This window comes from Sphingomonas mangrovi, assembly GCF_047975845.1.
GTDB lineage: Bacteria > Pseudomonadota > Alphaproteobacteria > Sphingomonadales > Sphingomonadaceae > Sphingomonas.
In genome coordinates this window covers 40,824-59,979 of record NZ_JBIUCZ010000021.1, presented here as the reverse complement: position 1 = coordinate 59,979, position 19,156 = coordinate 40,824, and the positions used below count along the sequence as shown (strand labels likewise).

The following is a 19,156-nucleotide window of genomic DNA, read 5'->3' as shown; positions in this document are numbered from 1 at the left end:
CAGCTCACCCACCCGATCCCCGCCGCGTCGCCACTCCCGCCGCCGCAACCACCATTCACGCCACCGCTTCACCAAAAAACCGGTTATGCAAATGTCCCGCGAAGGCTGGGGTCTCTGGCGAGGGGCGGGGCAGGAGCCGCGGGAGACCCCAGCCTTCGCTTGGGGTGACGAGTGGGGGTGGAGAGAGGGAGGGTAGGAAAATGCGCAGTGGGTTACCCCGCGAGCCCTATTCCATCCTCCGTGCCGACCGCACGCGGATCGGTTCCGCGAGCATCTCGCCCTTGAAGTGCCCGCCTTCGCGGACGGGCGCGTTGAGGATGTGGTGGATCACGTCCATCCCCTCCACCACTCGGCCGAACGCGGCATAGCCGAGGTTGTCGCCCGGGCGGCTGGGATCGGCGTCGAGCGAGGGCTGGGCGCCGACGCTGATCGTGAAGTCGCCCTGCGCGGTGCCCGGTGCGAGTCGCGCGACCGAGATCGCGCCGTCGACGTGGCGGACGCCGGTCTGGGTGGTGGACTCGTGCTCGATCGGCGGCAGCACGCGCTTGGGCTCGTTCTGTACGCCGAACTGGACGAAGCCGAACTCGGGCGTCACGCGCACGGTGCGGTAGAAGACGGTGCCGTCGAGCCGCTTTTGGTCGACGTAGCGCAGGAAATTGGCGGCGGTGATCGGCGCGCGGGTGGTTTCCAGTTCGATCACGACGCGCCCCTCGCTCGTGTTCAGCGCGACGCGGGCGGTGCCGGGCGCCGGGGGCGGGGAAGCCGGCGTCTGAGCGAGGGCGGGGACGGCGATCAGCGCCGCGACGAACAGGAACAGGCGGTTGAGCATGGCTGCCAGCCTATGCGCTCGGCTCGTGCGATGCCAGCCGCGGGGGCGCTTGGGGCCGGCGGCCTGCATCCCCATGTTGCGGTCTTACCCGCCCTGCCGTTAAGGGCGCCAGACAGTTTCGAGACGGATAGACAATGACCACCCACACCACCCGCATGCTGATCCTGGGTTCCGGCCCGGCCGGGCTCTCCGCCGCCATCTACGGCGCGCGCGCCGGCATGAACCCGATCGTGGTGCAGGGGATCCAGCCGGGCGGGCAGCTCACCACCACCACGGACGTCGAGAACTATCCGGGCTTTGCGGAGGTGATCCAGGGGCCGTGGCTGATGGAGCAGATGCAGGCGCAGGCCGAGCATGTCGGCACGCGAATGATGTACGACACCATCGTCGAGGTGGACGTCAGCCAGCGGCCGTTCCGCCTGATCGGCGACGGCGGCGACGTCTATGAGGGCGAGGTGCTGGTGATCGCCACCGGCGCGCAGGCACGCTGGCTGGGCCTCGACAGCGAGGAAGCCTTGAAGGGCAAGGGCGTCAGCGCCTGCGCGACGTGCGACGGTTTCTTCTACCGCGGCAAGAAGGTGGCGGTGATCGGCGGCGGCAACACCGCGGTCGAGGAAGCGCTCTACCTCACCAACCACTCGCCCGACGTGACGATCATCCACCGCCGCGACAGCTTCCGTGCGGAGCGGATCCTGCAGGAGCGGCTGTTCGCGCACGAGAGCGTCAACGTACTCTGGAACAAGAAGGTCGAGCGCTTCCTCGACGGCGGCGGCAACGTCGGGCTGGTCGGCATCGAGCTCAAGGACACGGTCACCGGCGAACTGTCCGAACTCGCGGTCGACGGCGGCTTCGTCGCGATCGGCCACCACCCGGCGACCGAGCTGTTCCGCGGCCACGTCGAGCTGGACGACGACGGCTATATCGTCGTCGAGAAGGGCTCGACCCGCACCAACGTGCCGGGCGTGTTCGCGTGCGGCGACGTGACCGACAAGGTCTATCGCCAGGCGGTGACCGCGGCCGGCACCGGCTGCATGGCCGCGCTCGACGCCGAGCGCTTCCTGGCCGAAGCGGAATTCGAGAAGGTCGCCGAAGCGGCCGAGTGACGTAGGAGGTGGTGGCGTGCCCCGATCCAGCTCCACCGAAATTGGACCCCGGCCTTAGCCGGGGAACGGTCCGTCGGAAGAGCGGCGAAACCGTCTACGCCAGTGCGTCACGTACCCGGTCTCTGAGCCAAGCGGCGTCGGCGGCGTGTGCGAAGCTGTGGCTGGCGCTGTCGTGCTCCAGCACGGGCACGCGGCCGCGCACCGTATCGAAGGCGCGGCCGCGCCATGCCTCGGCACAGGCGATGGCGGTGTTGTCGCGGCGGGCGAGCAGCAGCGTCGCCGGTACCTCGCTCGCCGCGAGCGCGGCGGCGACGCGCTCGGCAAGCCCGGTCGGCGTCGGCTGCGCCAACCTGCGCAGCCCGCCGGCGAGCTTGCGCACGTCGACCTGCCCACGCAGCAGCCGCAGCCACTGGCGCGGGTCGGCGAGCCGTTCGGCATAGCGCGCCCGGACCGCGGCGGCGGGCGGCGTGTTACCGTCGCTTTCGACCAGCCACGGATTGGCGAGCAGCAGCCGGTCGATCCCGGCCGCGTGATGGAACAGTGCCAGCGTGGTCGCCGCATCGCAGTTGCCGAAGCCTAGGATGCGGGTGACGCCCTGCGCGCGGAACGCGGCTGCGGCTGCGGCGAGATCGGCTGCGCCTGCGGCATAGCCGCGGTTGGTGCCGGTCGAATCGCCGATGCCGCGTCGATCGTAGCGCAGCACCGGCGTGCCCGCCGCCGCGATCGCCTGGGCGAGCAGCGCCATGCCGCGGTGCGCGCCGATGCGCAGTTCGTTGCCGCCGGACACGATCAGCAGCCCGGTGGTGCCTGCTGCCGCGTCGAGGGTCGCGGCGAGCGTCTCGCCCTCGCAGGCGACCTCGATCAGTCGGCGCATGTCCGCACCCAGTGCGCGACGTCGGCGGCAAGCGCGCGGGCGAGGGCGGCATCGCAGTCCGGCTCGGCGCGGCGCCACGGCGGCGGGAAGGGGAGGCGGTGGTCGGCCGCCCGCGCGTCGCCGTCCAGCCGCAGGGTGCGGTCGATCCCGCCCGACTTGGCAGAGGCAAGGTCGTCGAGCAGGGCGGCCGCGATGCGGTTGCCGGCGACTTCGGCGATGGCGTCGGAGGGGATCTCGGCAGCCTCGCCGGCGCGGCGGATGCGGTGCAGCTCGCGCACCAGCTCGGCACCGGTCTGCGGCGACAGCGACCAGCGGCCGTGCACGGCCGCCTCGCCGTCGATCAGCGCCCCGGCCCGGATGCTGAGCGCGAAACGCGGTTGCGGCAGCGTCTCGACCGCAGCCGTGAAGGCCGCGCGCCAGTCGGCGAGGCATGCCGCTTCGGTCGGAAGCAGGCTCTCGCCCTGTGCCGGCAGGTCGGGGAGTGCGCCCGCGATACCGTCCTCGGCGAGCGCGCGCAGCATGGCCACCGCCAGCGTGCGGGTGCGGTTCGCCTCCTCGAACGGCGGCAGCGCCACCACCACGACCGGCGCCGCGGCAGGCCCGAAGCGCACCATCGCCTCGCTGCCGCCGCGCCAGTCATAGGCTTGGATCAAAGCAGCGCCTTGCCCGTCGCGAAGCGGGTCAGCGAGCCGAAGCTCTCCAGCGTCTCGCCGTCGATGTCGTCGTCCTCAATGAGGATGCCGAGCCGGTCCTCCAGCTCGGTGAGCACGCCCGCCACCGCCATCGAGTCCAGCTCGGGCAGCGCACCGAACAGCGGCGTGTTCGCGTCGAAGGCAGCGGCGCGCTCGGCCGACAGCCCCAGCACGTCGCGCAGCACCGCGCGCACGGTGTTTTCGATCTCGCTCGCGCTTTCAGGAACCAACGGCTTGTCCTCCCGCCAAATCGCGCCCGCTGTTAGTGCCCGCGCGGGTAAAAGCCAAGGTTCGCACCCGCATGCGTGGCTTTGGCGGCGGCATCGGCTATGCGCAGCGACGATGGTTCCGCTCGACCCCACCCCCCGGCCGATCGACACGCTGCCGCTGCGTGGCGATCCGGCGGCGCCCGCGCTGTCGTCCAGGGACGGCACGCTCGACTATGCGGGGCTGGAACGGGCGGTCGGACGGCTGGCGCACTGGCTCGCCGCGCAGGGCCTGGCACCGGGCGACCGGGTGGCGAGCTGGCTGCCAAAAACGCGCACCGCCTGCCTGCTGCCGCTCGCCGCGCCGCGTTCCGGGCTCGTCCACGTGCCCGTCAATCCGGTGCTCAAGCGCGCGCAGGTTGCGCACATCCTTGGCGACAGCGGTGCGGCGCTGCTGGTGACCCAGCCGGTGCGCGCGGGGCTGCTCGAACCCGGCGACGTGCCCAGGGGCTGCGCGGTCGCCGCCGAAGAGGATGCGCTTGCCCACGCCGCCGACGCGCTGCCGCCGTCACGGGCGACGCCGGACACGCTGGCGGCGATCCTCTACACCTCGGGTTCGACCGGAAAGCCGAAAGGGGTGATGCTCAGCCACGCCAATCTATGGCTCGGCGCCGTGTCGGTCGCGCACTATCTGAAGCTCGCGCCGGATGATCGCGTGCTCGGCGTGCTGCCGCTGAGCTTCGACTATGGCCAGAACCAGCTGTTGTCGACCTGGGCGGCGGGCGGCTGCGTGGTGCCGCTCGACTATCTCACGCCGCGCGACGTGGTGAAGGCGGTGGCGGCGCAGGGCATCACCACGCTCGCCGGCGTTCCGCCGCTGTGGACGCAGCTGCTCGAGGCGAACTGGCCGGCGGAAGCCGCGGCGCAGCTGCGGCGACTGACCAATTCCGGCGGCGCGCTGACGCCGCGGATGGTTCGCGCGCTGCGCGAGCGCTTTCCCGCTGCCGATCTCTACCCGATGTACGGGCTGACCGAGGCGTTCCGCTCGACCTTCCTCGATCCTGCGCTGGTCGACGCCGCACCCGACTCTATCGGCCGCGCGATTCCCTTCGCCGAGGTGCTGGTGGTGCGCCCCGACGGCAGCCGTGCCGCCGCGGGCGAGCCGGGCGAGCTGGTCCACGCCGGGCCGCTGGTCGCGCAGGGCTATTGGCGGGATGCCGAGCGCACCGCCCAGCGCTTCCGCCCCGCGCCGGCGTTCGCCGAGCACCGCGGCACCGCGGTCTGGTCCGGCGACACGGTGGTGGAAGGCGCCGACGGTCTGCTGCGCTTCGTCGGCCGCGACGACGAGATGATCAAGAGCGCGGGCAACCGTATCAGCCCGACGGAGATCGAGGAGGCGGTGCTCGCCGGCGGCGAGGTCGAAGAGGCAGCGGCGTTCGGGGTGCCGGACGAACGGCTCGGTCAGGCGATCCTGGTAGTGGCTCGCGGCGACGGCGCCGGGATCGAGGCACGGCTGTGCGAGCGGCTGCGGCGCGAGCTGCCGGCGTTCCAGCAGCCCAGCCACTACCGCTGGCTCGACGCCTTGCCGCGCAACGCCAACGGCAAGCTCGACCGCAGCGGATTGCGTGCGGCGATCCTCGCCGAATGGAGAGTGCGATGAAGCCGACCGGACCGATCCCCGCCGCCTTCGCCGGGCAGGATCGGCTGACGATCGGCGGGGAAGCTGCCGAGGCGCTGGTCGCGCGCGCCGGCGACACGCCGCTGTTCGTCTACGACCTGGGACTGGTCGCCGAGCGCATCGCGCTGCTGCGGCGGGCGCTGCCGCAGGGCGTCGGCGTTCACTACGCGATCAAGGCGAACCCCCATCCCGACCTGCTCGCCGGCATCGCGCCGCTGGTCGACGGGCTCGACGTCGCCTCGGGCGGCGAACTGGCGCGCGCCCTGGCGGTGAAGCCGGCGGGCGAGATCAGCTTCGCCGGCCCCGGCAAGCGCGACGACGAACTCGCCGTTGCCATCGCGGCCGGCGCCACGCTCAACGCCGAATCCGAGGGCGAAGTCGTGCGGGCGCTGGCGATCGGCGAGCGCAGCGGCATCGCGCCGCGGCTGGCGGTGCGGGTCAATCCCGACTTCGAGTTGCGCGGCTCCGGCATGCGGATGGGCGGCCGCGCATCGCCCTTCGGGGTCGATGCCGCGCGGGTGCCGGCACTGGTCCGCACGATCCGCGACGCCGGCGCCGAATGGCGCGGCTTCCACATCTTCGCCGGCTCGCAATCGCTCGACACCGCGGCGATCGTCGAGACCCAGGCGGCAACCGTCGCGCTGGCCGCGCGGCTGGCGGACGAGGCGGGCGCCGTGCCGCCGCTGGTCAACTTGGGCGGCGGGTTCGGCATCCCGTATTTCGCCGGCGATACCCCGGTAGACGTCGCGGCGATCGGCGCGGCGCTGGGCGAGGTGCTCGATGCGCGGCCGCCGGTGCTGGCGGAGAGCGGCTTCGCGATCGAGCTCGGCCGTTGGCTGGTGGGGGAGGCGGGCGTCTACCTCACCCACGTCGTCGACGTGAAGGACAGCGGCGGCGAGCGCTTCGTGGTGGTCGACGGCGGGCTGCACCACCAGCTTGCGGCCAGCGGCAACTTCGGCACGGTCGTGCGCCGCAACTATCCGCTCGCGATCGCCGCGCGGATGCGCGAGCCGGCGACGCAGACCGCGTCGGTGGTCGGCTGCCTGTGCACGCCGTTGGACCGGCTCGGCGACCGGGTCGCGCTGCCGCCGGTGGCGGTGGGCGATCTCGTCGCGCTGTTCCTCGCCGGCGCCTATGGCGCGACCGCCAGCCCGGCGGCGTTCCTGGGCCACCCGCCGGCCCGCGAATTGGTGGTCGGCGGAACCGGTTCGACACGCGGTCGTTAATCGCCCTTCCGAACGTCCCGCGGGGCGCCGCGACGCGAGGACGGCCGGTCGGGAGCCTTCCCGATATGGCACGCCGAGGCGCGGAAAACCGCCGGTTTCATCTAACCCAATCTTTACCGTGCCGGGTATACGGCACCCACGATCCTGCCCGCTGCTGCGGGCCCATATTGCTGAACAAGGGGTTTGCCATGCGCGTGCACAGGTTTCCGTCGATCGTCGGCGTCGCGGCTCTCGCGGCGGTGCTGGTCGGCGGATGCGCGACGACGCGGGCCGAGCTGCCTCCTGCCGCCTTCGTGACCGCCAACGAGACGCCGGGCGAGGATTACGTGATCGGCCCGCTCGACCAGCTCAACGTCTTCGTGTGGCGCAATCCGGAGCTGTCGGCCAAGGTCCAGGTGCGTCCCGACGGCCGCATCACCACGCCGCTGATCAGCGACATGCCCGCGGTCGGCAAGACGCCCAAGATGCTCGCCGACGACATGAAGCTGGCGCTGGGCGAATATATCCAGAACCCGCTGGTGTCGGTGATCGTGGAGAATTTCTCCGGCACCTACAGCCAGCAGGTGCGTGTGGTCGGCGCCACGGGCAAGCCGGCGTCGCTGCCGTATCGCGCCAACATGACGCTGCTCGACGCGATGATCTCGGTCGGCGGGCTGAACGAGTTCGCCGCCGGCAATCGCGCGCGGCTGGTCCGCTTCGACCGCGAGACCGGCAAGCAGGAGGAATATGGCCTGCGCATCTCCAGCCTGCTGAAGGATGGCGATACCAGCGCCAACGTGCGGCTGGCGCCCGGGGATGTGATCATCATCCCGGAAACCATGTTCTAAGAGGGGCTGCGGGTGGACGGTCTTCTCGACGAACTGCGCGCCGCGGCGCACGCGGTGTGGCTGCGGCGCTGGGTGGCGCTGGGCGTCGCCTGGGCGATCTGCCTGGTCGGCTGGCTTGCCGTGTCGCAGATCCCCAACCGCTACACCTCGGTCGCGCGGCTGTCCGTCCAAATGCGCTCGATCCTGCCGGCGGGAAGCGCCACCGGCGGGGTCGAGGTCCAGCAGGGCGACGATCTCGACCGCGTTCGCCAGACGCTGGTCTCCGCCTACAATCTCGACAAGGTCGTCCGCGGCACCAGCCTGGCGAACACCGTCGCCAACGACCGGGACCTCGCCGAGCGCATCGGGATGCTGCAGAACGCGATCCGCATCGTCGCGCAGCAGGACAATCTGTTCGAGATTTCGGCGACGCTGGGCGACGGACGCACCGCGCGCGAAGTCGTCCAGAAGATGGTCGACCTGTTCGTCGCGGACAATCTGGCGAGCGGGCGCGATGCGACCAGCCAGTCGCTGCGCTTCCTCGACCAGCAGCTGGCGACGCGCCAGCGGCAGCTCGCTGAGGCCGAGGCCAAGCGGCAGGCGTTCCAGGCGCAGTTCCTCAACCTACTCCCCGGCAGCGGTGCGCTCGACGACCGGATGAGCCAGGCGCGCGAGCAGCTGGCGCAGATCGATGCCGATCTCGCGGCTGCGAACAGCAGCCTCTCGGCCGTCAACGGCCAGCTCGCTGCGACGGCGGCGACGACCGCCGGCGAAGGCGGCACCGCCTCGGCGGGCCCGGCGCGGGCGCGCGTCGCGGCGATCGAGGGACAGCTCGCCGAAGGGCGCGGCCGGGGCTGGACCGACCAGCATCCCGACATGATCGCGCTCAACCGGCAGCTTGCGGTCGCGCGCGCGGCGGCACGCAACGAGCCGGTGACGCGGAGCGGCGGCACGGGCGCGCAGGCCAACCCCCTCTATCTCCAGCTCCAGTCGATGCGCACCGAACGATCGGCCCGCGTCGCCGAGCTCGCGCAACGCAAGGGACAGATCGAGGCGCAGCTCGGCAGCCTCCAGGCGAAGATGGCGCAGGATCCGGCCGCTGCCGCCGAGCAGGCGCAGCTCGACCAGGACATCGCCGCGATGAAGACGCAGTACGACCAGCTGCTCGCCGACCGCGAGCAGGTGCGGCTGCGCCGTCAGGTCCAGAACGAGACCGACGCGGTCAAGTTTAGCCTGATCGACCCGCCGTCGCAGCCGAGCGTTCCCACCTCGCCCAACCGGCCGCTGCTGCTGCTGGCGGTGCTCGTCGCCGGCATCGGCGGGGGCGTGGCGGTGGCGTTCGCGCTGGGCAAGCTCAAGTCGACCTTCTCGACCGCGACTCGGCTCGAGCGGGCGAGCGGCCTGCCGGTGATCGGATCGATCGGCGAAGTGCTGACCGACGCCCAGCGCCAGCTGCGCGCTCGGCGGCTGAAGCTGTTCGTCGGCGCGACCGCCGCGCTCGGCGTCGCCGCGGTGGCGCTGCTCGGCGTGGAGTTCGCGATGCGCGGGCTGGCGGCAGCGTGAGGAAGATCCGATGAACAGCGCACCCCCGCCGCCCCGCCGCCGCAATTCGCTGCTCGAACGCGCGGTCGAGCGCTACGGCTTCCAGCCGGGCGTCGGCCTGCGCCCGGGCGGCTCTTCGCCCGTGTCCGCGCCGATGGCGGTCGCGCCCGAGGTGGCGCCGGTGCCGGCGCGCGCGCCCGAGCCGATCGATCGCGTCCGGCTGGCGGAGCGCGGCATGCTCGTGCCCGGCGGCGCCGTCTCGACGCTTGCCGAGGAGTTCCGTCTGGTGAAGCGCCAGCTGCTCGCCGCGCGCGGCGCCGGCGGGCGGCCGCTGAGCGTGCTGGTCTGCTCGGCGCACCCGGACGAGGGCAAGACCTTCTGCGCGGTCAACCTGTCGCTGTCGCTCGCCGCCGAGCGCGATTGGGAAGTGCTGCTGGTCGACGCCGATTTCGCCAAGCCGGACGTTCCCGACACGCTCGGGCTGCCGGCGGGGCCGGGGCTGCTCGATGCGCTCGCCGACCCGAGCGTCGATCTCGAAAGCTGCATCATCCCCACCGACGTGCCGCACCTGTCGGTGCTGCCCGCGGGCACGCGCAGCGACAGCGACACCGAACTGCTGGCGAGCGAGCGCGCCCGCGCGCTGCTCGACCGGCTCGAACAGGCGCAGCCGCGCCGGCTGATGCTGTTCGATTCGGCGCCGGTGCTCGCCGCCTCGACGGCGTCCGCGCTGGCGGAGCATGTCGGCCAGGTGCTGATGGTGGTGCGCGCCGACCGCACCGGCGAAAGCGACCTGCGCGAGGCGGTGGCGCTGCTCGACGGCTGCGAGACCGTCCAGCTGCTGCTCAACGCCGTGTCGCTCCAGCCGCGCGGCCATCGCTTCGGCAGCTATTACGAGGCGGAGGAAGAGGCGTGAGCCGTGCCGCTTGGCTTGCCGGGAGTGCGCTGATCGCGACGACGGCGGCGCTGCCCGCCGCGGCGCAGACGCGCACCGCACAGCCGCGCGCCGCGCAGACGCGCACCACGCAGGTCTCGCCCTATGTCGAGATCGGCCAGGGCGTGGTCGCCGATCTCACCAACGACGACGTGCTCACCTACACCCAGCTGACCGCCGGGGTAGACGCGACCGTGCGCAGCCGCCGCGTCCAGGTGCAGGCGAGCTACCAGTATCAGCGGCAGATCGGCTGGGGCGACGACGTCGGCGACAGCGAGACCCATTCGGGTCTGGCACAGGCGAACGTCCAGCTCACCCGCACGCTTTCGCTCGAAGCCGGCGCGCTCGCGACGCGGATGCGGTCCGGCATCGGCGGCTACGCGCCGGCCTATATCGGCGGCTATGGCAGCGGCGGCAACGCGCAGCTCTACTCGCTCTACGGCGGCCCGTCGTTCTCGACCCAGGCGGGGCCGGTCGCGGTCGATGCCGGCTATCGCATCGCCTACACCAAGGCGGATTCGCCCGACACCTTCCGCTTCGGCACCGACCGTGCGCTCGACTATTTTCAGGAATCGACCAGCCATCAGGTGCGGGGCAGCCTCGCCACGCGCCCGGGCACGGTGCTGCCGGTCGGTCTGAAGCTGTCGGGCGGCTTCGTGCGCGAGGACTCCAGCCAGCTCGACCAGTTCTACGAGGGCAAGTTCCTGCGGCTCGACGGGCTGATGCCGGTCAGCCGCGAGCTGGCGATCGTCGGCGGCATCGGCTGGGAGCAGATCCGCGTCGGCCAGCGCGACCCGCTGCTCGATGAGGACGGTTTTCCCATCGCCGACGGCTCCGGGCGCTACGTCACCGATCCCGCGTCGCCGATCCGGCTCGCCTATGACATCGACGGCGTGATCTGGGATGCGGGCGTGATGTGGCGGCCGACGCCGCGCTTCGCGCTGGAGGCGCGGATCGGCCAGCGCTACGGCAGCATGATCTACACCGGGTCGTTGGAGTGGCAGACCTCGCCCGCCTCCGGGCTGCAGGTCCGCGTCTACGACACCGTCACCACCTTCGGCCAGCAACTGACCAACGGCCTCGATTCGCTGCCGACCAGCTTCTTCACCGGCGGCGCCGATCCGTTCGGCAACCGCTACAGCGGCTGCGTGTTCGGCGACGGCAGCGGGGACTCGGGGGCGCCGCAGCCCGGCGGCTGCCTGACGCCGATTTTCCAGTCCGCTTCGGGCTCGGTTTACCGTGCGCGCGGCGTGGATGCGGTGTATTCGGTGAGCCGCGGCGCGACGCGCTTCGGCGTCGGGGCTGGCTATGCCCACCGCCATTATTTCCTGCCGGCGATCCCCAACAGCGTCTTCGATCGCGGCGACGACGAGAGCTATTACGCCCAGGCGTTCGCCCAGCGCTCGCTCGATTCGCGCTCGGGCATCACCGCCGATCTCTACGCCAACTATTTCTCCGGCGGCGGCGAAGGCGGATTCGACAGCTGGGGCGGGGGCGTGCAGGGCGCCTATTACCGCAGCTTCGGACGGGCCTATGGTACCCTGTCCGGGGGATTGTACACTTATGATGCCGATGCGGGCGAGAGCGCGTGGATCGCTCAGGCGCTTCTCGCCTTCGGCTACCGCTTCTGAGGAGGCCGGGACGATGTACGACGACTTCTACGGCCTGACGGGCAAGCCGTTCCAGCTGACGCCGGATCCGGCCTTCTGGTTCGACACCGCGACGCATCGCAAGGCGATGGCCTATCTGACCTATGGCCTGAGCGAGGGCGAGGGCTTCATCGTCATCACCGGCGAACCCGGTGCGGGCAAGACGACGCTGCTCGGCCATGTGCTATCGACGATCGATCCGGGTCGGCTGAACGTCATTCGCCTGGTCACCACCCAGCTGGAGCCCGAGGACCTGTTGCAGGTGATCGCCTCGGGCCTCGGCACCGACGGCGCCGGCCTGTCCAAGGCGCAGCTGCTGTCCGCGATCGAGCGCGGGCTGCACGCCGTCGCGCGCGGCGGGCGCCGCACGCTGCTGGTGGTGGACGAGGCGCAGTCGCTGCCGCTCTCCGCGCTCGAAGAGCTGCGGATGCTCTCCAACTTCCAGGCGGGCGGCCATGCGCTGCTCCAGATCTTCCTGCTCGGCCAGCCCGAGTTCCGCGAGCGGCTGCAGGGCTCCGGCCGCGTCGAGCAGCTGCGCCAGCGCGTGATCGCGATGCACCACCTCGAGCCGATGGAGGCGCACGAGGTCGAGCCCTATGTGGTCCACCGGCTGTCGCTGGTCGGTTGGAACGGTCGCCCCGACTTCACGCCCGAGGCGATCGAGGCGCTGCACCGCTGGTCGGGCGGCGTGCCGCGCCGCCTCAACCTGCTGATGAGCCGGGTGCTGCTGCTGGGCGGGGTCGAGGAGATCGAGCGGTTCGACACCGACGAGATCGATACGGTCGCAGGCGAACTCGACGACGACGTCGGCCATTCGGAAGAGGCGGAGGTCGCCGCGCCGCTGTCGATGACGCCGACGCCCTCGCCCGATGCGCCGCGTCCGATGCGCGGCGTGCTTCATGCGGTGCCGTCGCAGCCGGGTGTCCAGCAGGCCGACCTCGCGCCGCTGCTCGACCGCCTCGCCAAGCTCGAGGCGCGGGTCAGCGAGCAGGACGAGACGCTGCGCCGCGTGCTGATGCTGCTGGTCGATTGGGTGGAGGGCGAGGACCGCCGGCCCGATATCGACCGGCTGCACGGCACCGCCGCCTGAGCCGACGGCGATGCGCAATGCCATGTCGGTGGACGTCGAGGACTGGTTCCAGGTCGGCGCGTTCGAGACGGTTATCGACCGCGACAGCTGGCCGCGGCTGGAGAGCCGGGTCGAGGCGAATACCGACCGCGTACTGGCGCTGTTCGCCGAGACCGGCACCACCGCGACCTTCTTCACCCTCGGCTGGGTCGCCGAGCGCGCGCCCAAGCTGATCCGCCGCATCGCCGAGGCGGGACACGAGGTTGCGAGCCACGGCTGGGACCACCGGCGCGTGTTCACCCTCACGCCCGAGCAGTTCCGGGCCGACCTCGCGCGTGCGCGATCGGCGCTGGAGGAAGCCGGCGGCGTTCCCGTCACCGGCTATCGCGCGCCGAGCTTCTCGATCGATACGCGCACGCCCTGGGCGCACCCGATCCTGGCCGAGGCGGGCTATCGCTATTCCTCCAGCGTCGCGCCGGTCCGGCACGACCATTACGGCTGGCCCGACGCGCCGCCGCACGCCTTCCGCCCGCTCACCGACGCTGAGCTGATCGAATGGCCGATCACCACCGCACAACTGCTCGGGCGGCAGGTGCCGGCAGGCGGCGGCTTCTTCCGGCTGTTGCCCGCCGGGATCACCGACCGCGCGGTGCGCCACGCCAACGCCGCGGAGACGCGACCGGCGATGTTCTACTTCCACCCGTGGGAGATCGATCCGGGCCAGCCGCGGGTCGCGCGCGCGCCGCTGCGCTCCCGCATCCGCCACTATTCCCGGCTCGGCGCGATGGAGGGCAAGCTGCGCGGGTTGCTCGGCCGCCATGCCTGGGGGCGTGCCGATGCGATCGTCGCGGCCGAGGCGCAGGCGTGACCCACGGTGCTGCGGGCGTCACTGTCCGCGCGGCCCGGCTGAACGATTCCGGCGAGGTGGCGCGCGTGGACGCCTTCGTCGCGGCGCATCCGGGGGGGACGCCCTTCCATCTGCCCGCCTGGGGGCTGGCGACGGCGCGGGCGACCGGCCAGCGCTTCACGCTGCTACTGGCCGAGCGGGGGACGGATCTGGTCGGCATGCTTCCGATCACCATCGTACGCTCGCGGCTGTTCGGCGCGGCATTGGTCTCGACCGGCTTCGGAGTCGGCGGCGGGGTGCTGGGCGACGATCCGGCCGCGGAAGCGGCGCTGGTCGCCGAGGCGTTGGCGATGGCCGACGCCACCGCCGCGCCGACCATCGAGCTGCGCGGCGGCCCGGTGCCGCAGGGCCCGGGGTGGAGCGTCGACGCCGACCGGTACCTGGGCTTCGTGCGCCCGATCGCAGCCGACGATGCCGCCGAACTCGCCGCCATTCCGCGCAAGCAGCGCGCCGAGGTGCGCAAGGCGCTGGCCGCCGAGCTGGAGGTGGTCACCGGCCGCGGCCCGCGCGACCGCGCGGAGCATTTCGCCGTCTATGGCGAGTCGGTCCGCAATCTCGGCACGCCGGTCTTCCCGCGGGCACTGTTCCGCGAGGTGCTGGACGCGTTCGGACCCGAGGGTGCCGATATCCTCACCGTCCGCCATGCCGGCAAGCCGGTGGCGAGCGTGCTCAGCCTCTACTGGCGCGGCACCGTCTATCCCTATTGGGGGGGCGGAACGCGCGCGGCGCGGGGGCTGCGCGCCAACGACGCGATGTACTTCGCGCTGATGCGCCACGCCCGCGCACGGGGCTGCACCGCGTTCGACTTCGGACGGTCCAAGGCGGGCACCGGACCTGCCGCGTTCAAGAAGAACTGGGGCTTCGTGCCGCAGCCGCTCGCCTATCCGACCTGGACCCGCGACGGCGCCGCGCCGCGTGACGCGAGCCCGCTCAACCCCAAATACCGGCTCAAGATCGCCGCGTGGCAGCGGCTGCCGCTGGCGATCGCCAACCGTCTGGGGCCGTGGATCGCGCGCGGGCTGGGGTGATGCGCGCGCTGCTGTTCCTCGCCCACCGCGTCCCGTTCCCGCCCGACCGCGGCGACAAGATCCGCGGCTGGCACGTGCTGCGGCACCTTGCGCGCAACCACCGCGTCCACCTCTGCGCCTTCGCCGACGATCGCCGCGACCTGGTGCCGCGGCCGGAGCTGGTGGAGGCGACCGCGAGCCGCAGCATCCTGTGGCGCGGCAAGGGGCGCGGCCGGGCGGCGGCCGAGGCGCTGCTCACCGGCCGGCCGCTGTCGCTCACCGCGTTCGACGATCGCGCGATGCGCCGCGCCGTCGCCGACGTGTTGGCGCGCGAGTCGATCGAGACGATCTACGTCTTCTCCGGCCAGATGGCGCAGTATCTGCCGGAGGCGCAGGACGCGCGCGTGGTGATGGATTTCGTCGACATGGATTCGGCCAAGTTCGCGCAATATGCCGGCGAGGCGCGCGGGCCGATGCGCTGGATGCTGTCCCGCGAGGCGCGGCTGCTTCAGGCGTTCGAGGCGCAGGTCGCCGCTCGCGCCGATGCCAGCCTGTTCGTGAGCGACGCCGAAGCCGCGCTGTTCCGCACCGCGACCGGCGCCGAGCGCGTGCAGGCGGTCGGCAACGGCATCGATACCGGCTTCTACGATCCGCAGACGGTCGCACCCGTCGGCGAGGCCGGGCCGCTGATCGTCTTCACCGGCCAGATGGACTATCGTCCCAACGTCGATGCGGTGCGCTGGTTCGCCGATCAGGTGCTGCCGACGGTCCGCGCGCAGCATCCGCAGACGCGCTTCGCGATCGTCGGTCGCGCGCCGGGTGAGGCGGTGCAGGCGCTCGGCAGGCGGCCGGGCGTGCGGGCGACCGGCGAGGTCGCCGACGTGCGCGGCTGGCTCGCGGCCGCGGACGTGGTGGTGGCGCCGCTGCGGATCGCACGGGGGGTGCAGAACAAGGTGCTCGAAGCGATGGCGATGGCGCGGCCGGTGGTGGCCTCGGCGGCGGCGGCCGAAGGAATCGACCACGCCGGCTGCCTGCGGGGTGCCGAGGAGCCCGCCGCGTTCGCCGCGGTGGTCGCGGCGCTGCTGGCGAACCCCGCGGAGGCGCAGGCGCTCGGTGCCGCGGCGCGGGCGCAGGTCGAACGCCGCTACGGCTGGGATGCGCAGCTGGCGCCGCTCGACGCGGTGCTGGACGGGGGAGGGGCATGAGCACGGTGATCGCACCCGCGGACACGATCCGCTTGGATGGGCGCTGGCGGCGCGCGCTCGGCAGCTTGGCGCTTGCCTGGGCGGCGTTGCTGCTGCTCTTCCGCCGCGACGTCGCACACCTGCTCGACATCTGGTGGAACTCGACCACCTACAGCCACTGCCTGTTCGTGCCCCCGATCCTCGCCTGGCTGGTGTGGCAACGCCGCGCCGAGCTTCTGCAGCTGACGCCGCAATCCTGGTGGCCGGGCGTGTTGCCGGTGGCGATGGGCGGAGCGCTCTGGCTGGTCGGCGACGCCGCGGCGGTGGCGCTGTTCCGCCATGCCGGACTGGTGACCATGCTGGCGGGTGCGGTGGTGGCGCTGCTGGGACCCAATGTCGCGCGGGGCCTTGCCTTTCCGCTCGGCTACATGGCCTTTCTCGTGCCGTTCGGCGATTTTCTCGAGGCGCCGCTCCAGGCGGTGACCGTTCGCCAGACGATGACGCTGCTCCACCTGCTTGGGGTGCCCGCGGCGGTCGACGGCGTGCTGATCACCATCCCCAACGGCTATTTCGAGGTGGCAGAGGCCTGTTCGGGCACCAAGTTCGTGATCGCGATGGCGGCCTATGGCGTCCTCGTCGCCAATGTCTGCTACGTTCGCTGGCGCCGCCGCCTCGCGTTCCTGGCGATGGCGATGGTGGTGCCGGTGCTCGCCAACGGCGTCCGCGCGGCGGGGACGATCTATGCCGCGCACCTCACGTCGGTCGAGGCGGCGACCGGCTTCGACCACATCGTCTACGGCTGGGTGTTCTTCGCGCTGGTGATGGCCGCGGTGATGGCGATCGGCTGGCGCTGGTTCGACCGCGACCCCGACGCGCCCTGGTTCGACCCCGCCGCGCTCCAGGGGCCGGTCGGCCACCGGGCGGGGTTGCCTGTCGCAACCGCGCTGGTGCTCGGCACGGCGCTGCTGTTCGCCGGCTGGGCTGCGGCGATCCAGGCGCGCAGCGCGCCGCTGCCGCCCCGCGTGGCGTTGCCGCAGGTGCCCGGCTGGCGGCAGGTGGCGGCGGACGGCGGCCCCGCGTGGTCGCCGGCCTATCCCGGCGCCGACCGTACGCTGCTCGGCCGCTATGCCGACGCGCGTGGGCGCACCGTGGACCTGGCGATCGCGGTCTATGTCAACCAGCACGAGGGCAAGGAACTGGTCGGCTTCGGCCAGGGCGCGATCCGTGAGAACGACCGTTGGGTCCGGGTCCAGGATCTGGCGCCGATCGCCGGCGGGGCCGGGGTGCGGATGACCGCGCCAGGTCCCGTCGAACGCCAGACCTTCACCTGGTATCGGCTGGGCGGGGTGACCACCGGCAGCGCGCGCCGCGTCAAGCTGGAGACGCTGCGCACCAAGCTGCTCGGCGGATCGCCGCTCGCCGTCGCGGTGCTCGTCTCGGCGCACGGTGGACCGGAGTCGCGCGCCGCCGCCGAAGACTTCGTCGCCGCTGCCGGGCCGATCGATCGCCTCGCCGATCGGATCGCCGGGACCGCGCGCTGATGTGCGGCATCGCCGGCCTCTATTACCCCGCGCTGCCCCGGCCGGTGGAGCCGGCGCGGCTGCACGCGATGACCGACGCGCTCGCGCACCGCGGCCCCGACGGCTCGGGCATCTGGACCGCCCCAGGCGTCGGGCTGGGGCATCGGCGGCTGTCGATCATCGACGTCGCCGGCAGCCCGCAGCCGATGGCGACTGCCGGCGAGAGCCACGTCGTCGTCTTCAACGGTGAGATCTACAACTATCGCGAGATCCGCACCGAGCTGGTCGCCCTCGGCGCGCACTTCGTCACCGATGGCGATACCGAGGTGCTGCTCCACGGCTGGCGCGCCTGGGGGGCGGACCTGCTGCCGCGGCTGAACGGCATGTTCGCCTTCGCGCTCTACGATGCCGAGACGCGCAGCCTGTTTCTCGCGCGCGACCGGCTGGGGGTGAAGCCGCTCCACTATGTGGAGCTGTCCGACGGCGCGGTTGCCTTCGCTTCCGAACTCAAGGGGCTGCTCGCCCATCCGCTGCTGCGCCGCGCGCCCGACCCGGCGGCGATCGAGGATTATCTGGCGCTCGGCTACGTGCCCGACGACGCGAGCCTGGTCGCGGGCGTGCGCAAGCTTCCCGCCGGCCATTTCCTGCGGCTCGAACGCGGACGGTCGGTGCCGCAGCCGGTGCGCTGGTGGGACGTCGACTTCTCGCAGCGGGCGAAGGGCTCGACCCGCGACCTCACTGCCGAGCTGGCGTATCGCCTGCGCGAGGCGGTGCGCTCACGCATGGTGGCCGACGTGCCGCTCGGCGCCTTCCTGTCGGGCGGGGTCGACAGCTCGGCGGTGGTGGCGCTGATGGCCGAGACGAGCCGCCAGCCGGTCAAGACCTGCACCATCGGGTTCGAGGAAGCCGGCCACGACGAGCGCGCGCATGCCGATCTCGTCGCCCGGCGCTTCGCCACCGAGCACCGCACCCGGGTGGTCGCTTCGGACGATTTCGGGCTGATCGACACGCTGGTCGACGCGTTCGACGAGCCCTTCGCCGACGCGTCGGCGCTCGCGACCTATCAGGTGTGCGCTCTGGCGCGCGAGACGGTCACGGTGGCGCTGTCGGGCGACGGCGCCGACGAGACGCTGGCCGGCTATCGCCGCTATCGCTTCCACGTCGCCGAGGAGCGGGTCCGTGGGCTGCTCCCTGTCCATTGGCGGTCGCGCCTGTTCGGCGCGCTCGGCGCCGCCTACCCCAAGGCGGATTGGGCGCCGCGAGCGTTGCGCGCCAAGACCACGCTGCTGGCGCTCGCCGACGATGGCGCCACCGCCTATGCGCGGGCGGTGGGCGTCACCACGCCGGCCACGCGCGGCCGGCTCTATACCGCCGCGACTCGCGCGACGCTGGGGGGCTATCGTGGCGAGTCGCGGTACGTGACGACGATGCGCGGGGCGCCGGGGCGTGACGCGCTGGACGCCGCGCAATATGCCGATCTCAAGCACTGGCTGCCCGGTGACATCCTCACCAAGGTCGATCGCACAAGCATGGCGGTGAGCCTGGAGGCGCGCGAGCCGCTGCTCGACCATCGGCTGGTCGAGTTCGCCGCGACGCTGCCGCCGGCGCTGCGGCTGCACGGCGGGCAGGGCAAGTGGCTGATGAAGAAGGCGCTCGAACCCTGGCTGCCGAAGGAGATACTCTACCGGCCCAAGATGGGGTTCGTGACCCCGGTCAGCGCGTGGTTTCGCGGCGCGCTCGCCGCCGAGGCGGCGACGCTGGCGCGTTCGCCGGTGCTGGCGAGCTGGTTCGAACCCGCCGCGATCGAACGGCTAGCCGCCGATCACCGCGCCGGACGCGCCGAACACGGCCGCACGCTGTGGCAGCTGGTGATGCTCGACCGCGCGATGCGGCGCCTGTTCGGGTGAGACAAGGGCGGCTCGCGCCGCCCCCT

Annotated in this window: 17 protein-coding genes; 13 read left to right on the top strand and 4 right to left on the bottom strand. The window is 72.0% G+C overall.

Annotation, left to right across the window (positions count from 1 at the left end):
• Positions 1 to 226: 226 nt before the first annotated feature.
• Positions 227 to 829, bottom strand: coding sequence for a peptidylprolyl isomerase (locus ACBY01_RS11315; RefSeq protein ID WP_416460954.1), 603 nt, complete (start codon positions 827 to 829; stop codon positions 227 to 229).
• A 134-nt stretch (positions 830 to 963) separates the two neighbouring features.
• Between ACBY01_RS11315 and trxB the strand changes: the two genes are divergently transcribed.
• Complete coding sequence (trxB, locus tag ACBY01_RS11310; RefSeq protein ID WP_416460953.1) at positions 964 to 1,932, top strand: thioredoxin-disulfide reductase; 969 nt, start codon at positions 964 to 966, stop codon at positions 1,930 to 1,932.
• A 94-nt stretch (positions 1,933 to 2,026) separates the two neighbouring features.
• On the opposite strand, the gene ACBY01_RS11305 is transcribed toward trxB, so the two are convergent.
• Genes ACBY01_RS11305 through ACBY01_RS11295 form a run of 3 tightly spaced genes read right to left on the bottom strand, consistent with a single transcriptional unit; the run spans position 2,027 to position 3,728 of the window.
• Positions 2,027 to 2,806, bottom strand: coding sequence for a hydrolase 1, exosortase A system-associated (locus ACBY01_RS11305; RefSeq protein ID WP_416460952.1), 780 nt, complete (start codon positions 2,804 to 2,806; stop codon positions 2,027 to 2,029).
• Positions 2,794 to 3,459 carry a hypothetical protein gene (locus ACBY01_RS11300; RefSeq protein ID WP_416460951.1) on the bottom strand — a complete coding sequence of 222 codons (666 nt, stop codon included), beginning with the start codon at positions 3,457 to 3,459 and terminating at the stop codon, positions 2,794 to 2,796. The genes ACBY01_RS11305 and ACBY01_RS11300 overlap by 13 nt, the downstream gene beginning before the upstream one ends.
• A complete protein-coding gene (locus ACBY01_RS11295; protein ID WP_416460950.1) occupies positions 3,456 to 3,728 on the bottom strand; it encodes an acyl carrier protein in 273 nt (90 codons plus the stop codon). The genes ACBY01_RS11300 and ACBY01_RS11295 overlap by 4 nt, the downstream gene beginning before the upstream one ends.
• A gap of 112 nt (positions 3,729 to 3,840) precedes the next feature.
• On the opposite strand from ACBY01_RS11295, the gene ACBY01_RS11290 reads away from it, so the two are divergent.
• The 12 genes from ACBY01_RS11290 to ACBY01_RS11235 all read left to right on the top strand — a co-directional run bounded on the left by ACBY01_RS11290 (position 3,841) and on the right by ACBY01_RS11235 (position 19,130).
• The gene (locus ACBY01_RS11290; protein WP_416460949.1) at positions 3,841 to 5,364 is read left to right on the top strand and encodes an acyl-CoA ligase (AMP-forming), exosortase A system-associated; all 1,524 of its coding nucleotides are present in this window, start codon (positions 3,841 to 3,843) and stop codon (positions 5,362 to 5,364) included.
• On the top strand, positions 5,361 to 6,608 hold the full coding sequence (locus tag ACBY01_RS11285) for a pyridoxal-dependent decarboxylase, exosortase A system-associated (RefSeq protein ID WP_416460948.1): 1,248 nt from the start codon (positions 5,361 to 5,363) through the stop codon (positions 6,606 to 6,608). The genes ACBY01_RS11290 and ACBY01_RS11285 overlap by 4 nt, the downstream gene beginning before the upstream one ends.
• A 188-nt stretch (positions 6,609 to 6,796) precedes the next feature.
• Positions 6,797 to 7,435 (top strand): XrtA/PEP-CTERM system exopolysaccharide export protein, encoded by a 639-nt coding sequence (locus ACBY01_RS11280; RefSeq protein ID WP_416460947.1) that lies wholly within the window; start codon positions 6,797 to 6,799, stop codon positions 7,433 to 7,435.
• 12 nt (positions 7,436 to 7,447) lie between these two features.
• Positions 7,448 to 8,977, top strand: a complete 1,530-nt coding sequence (locus ACBY01_RS11275) for an XrtA system polysaccharide chain length determinant (protein ID WP_416460946.1) — start codon at positions 7,448 to 7,450, stop codon at positions 8,975 to 8,977.
• Between the two features lie 10 nt (positions 8,978 to 8,987).
• Positions 8,988 to 9,869, top strand: coding sequence for a P-loop NTPase family protein (locus tag ACBY01_RS11270; protein ID WP_416460945.1), 882 nt, complete (start codon positions 8,988 to 8,990; stop codon positions 9,867 to 9,869).
• Positions 9,866 to 11,518, top strand: a complete 1,653-nt coding sequence (locus tag ACBY01_RS11265; RefSeq protein WP_416460944.1) for a hypothetical protein — start codon at positions 9,866 to 9,868, stop codon at positions 11,516 to 11,518. Before ACBY01_RS11270 ends, ACBY01_RS11265 begins: the two co-directional genes overlap by 4 nt.
• A 13-nt stretch (positions 11,519 to 11,531) precedes the next feature.
• On the top strand, positions 11,532 to 12,626 hold the full coding sequence (locus ACBY01_RS11260) for an AAA family ATPase (protein ID WP_416460943.1): 1,095 nt from the start codon (positions 11,532 to 11,534) through the stop codon (positions 12,624 to 12,626).
• 10 nt (positions 12,627 to 12,636) lie between these two features.
• Positions 12,637 to 13,473, top strand: a complete 837-nt coding sequence (locus ACBY01_RS11255) for an XrtA system polysaccharide deacetylase (RefSeq protein WP_416460942.1) — start codon at positions 12,637 to 12,639, stop codon at positions 13,471 to 13,473.
• On the top strand, positions 13,470 to 14,540 hold the full coding sequence (locus tag ACBY01_RS11250; protein ID WP_416460941.1) for a FemAB family XrtA/PEP-CTERM system-associated protein: 1,071 nt from the start codon (positions 13,470 to 13,472) through the stop codon (positions 14,538 to 14,540). The genes ACBY01_RS11255 and ACBY01_RS11250 overlap by 4 nt, the downstream gene beginning before the upstream one ends.
• The gene (locus ACBY01_RS11245) at positions 14,540 to 15,724 is read left to right on the top strand and encodes a TIGR03087 family PEP-CTERM/XrtA system glycosyltransferase (protein ID WP_416460939.1); all 1,185 of its coding nucleotides are present in this window, start codon (positions 14,540 to 14,542) and stop codon (positions 15,722 to 15,724) included. Before ACBY01_RS11250 ends, ACBY01_RS11245 begins: the two co-directional genes overlap by 1 nt.
• Positions 15,721 to 17,244 (top strand): exosortase A, encoded by a 1,524-nt coding sequence (gene xrtA, locus ACBY01_RS11240; protein WP_416460938.1) that lies wholly within the window; start codon positions 15,721 to 15,723, stop codon positions 17,242 to 17,244. Before ACBY01_RS11245 ends, xrtA begins: the two co-directional genes overlap by 4 nt.
• Positions 17,244 to 19,130: an XrtA/PEP-CTERM system amidotransferase gene (locus ACBY01_RS11235; RefSeq protein WP_416460937.1), complete on the top strand. Its 1,887-nt coding sequence runs from the start codon at positions 17,244 to 17,246 to the stop codon at positions 19,128 to 19,130. The genes xrtA and ACBY01_RS11235 overlap by 1 nt, the downstream gene beginning before the upstream one ends.
• The last annotated feature ends 26 nt before the right edge of the window (positions 19,131 to 19,156 follow it).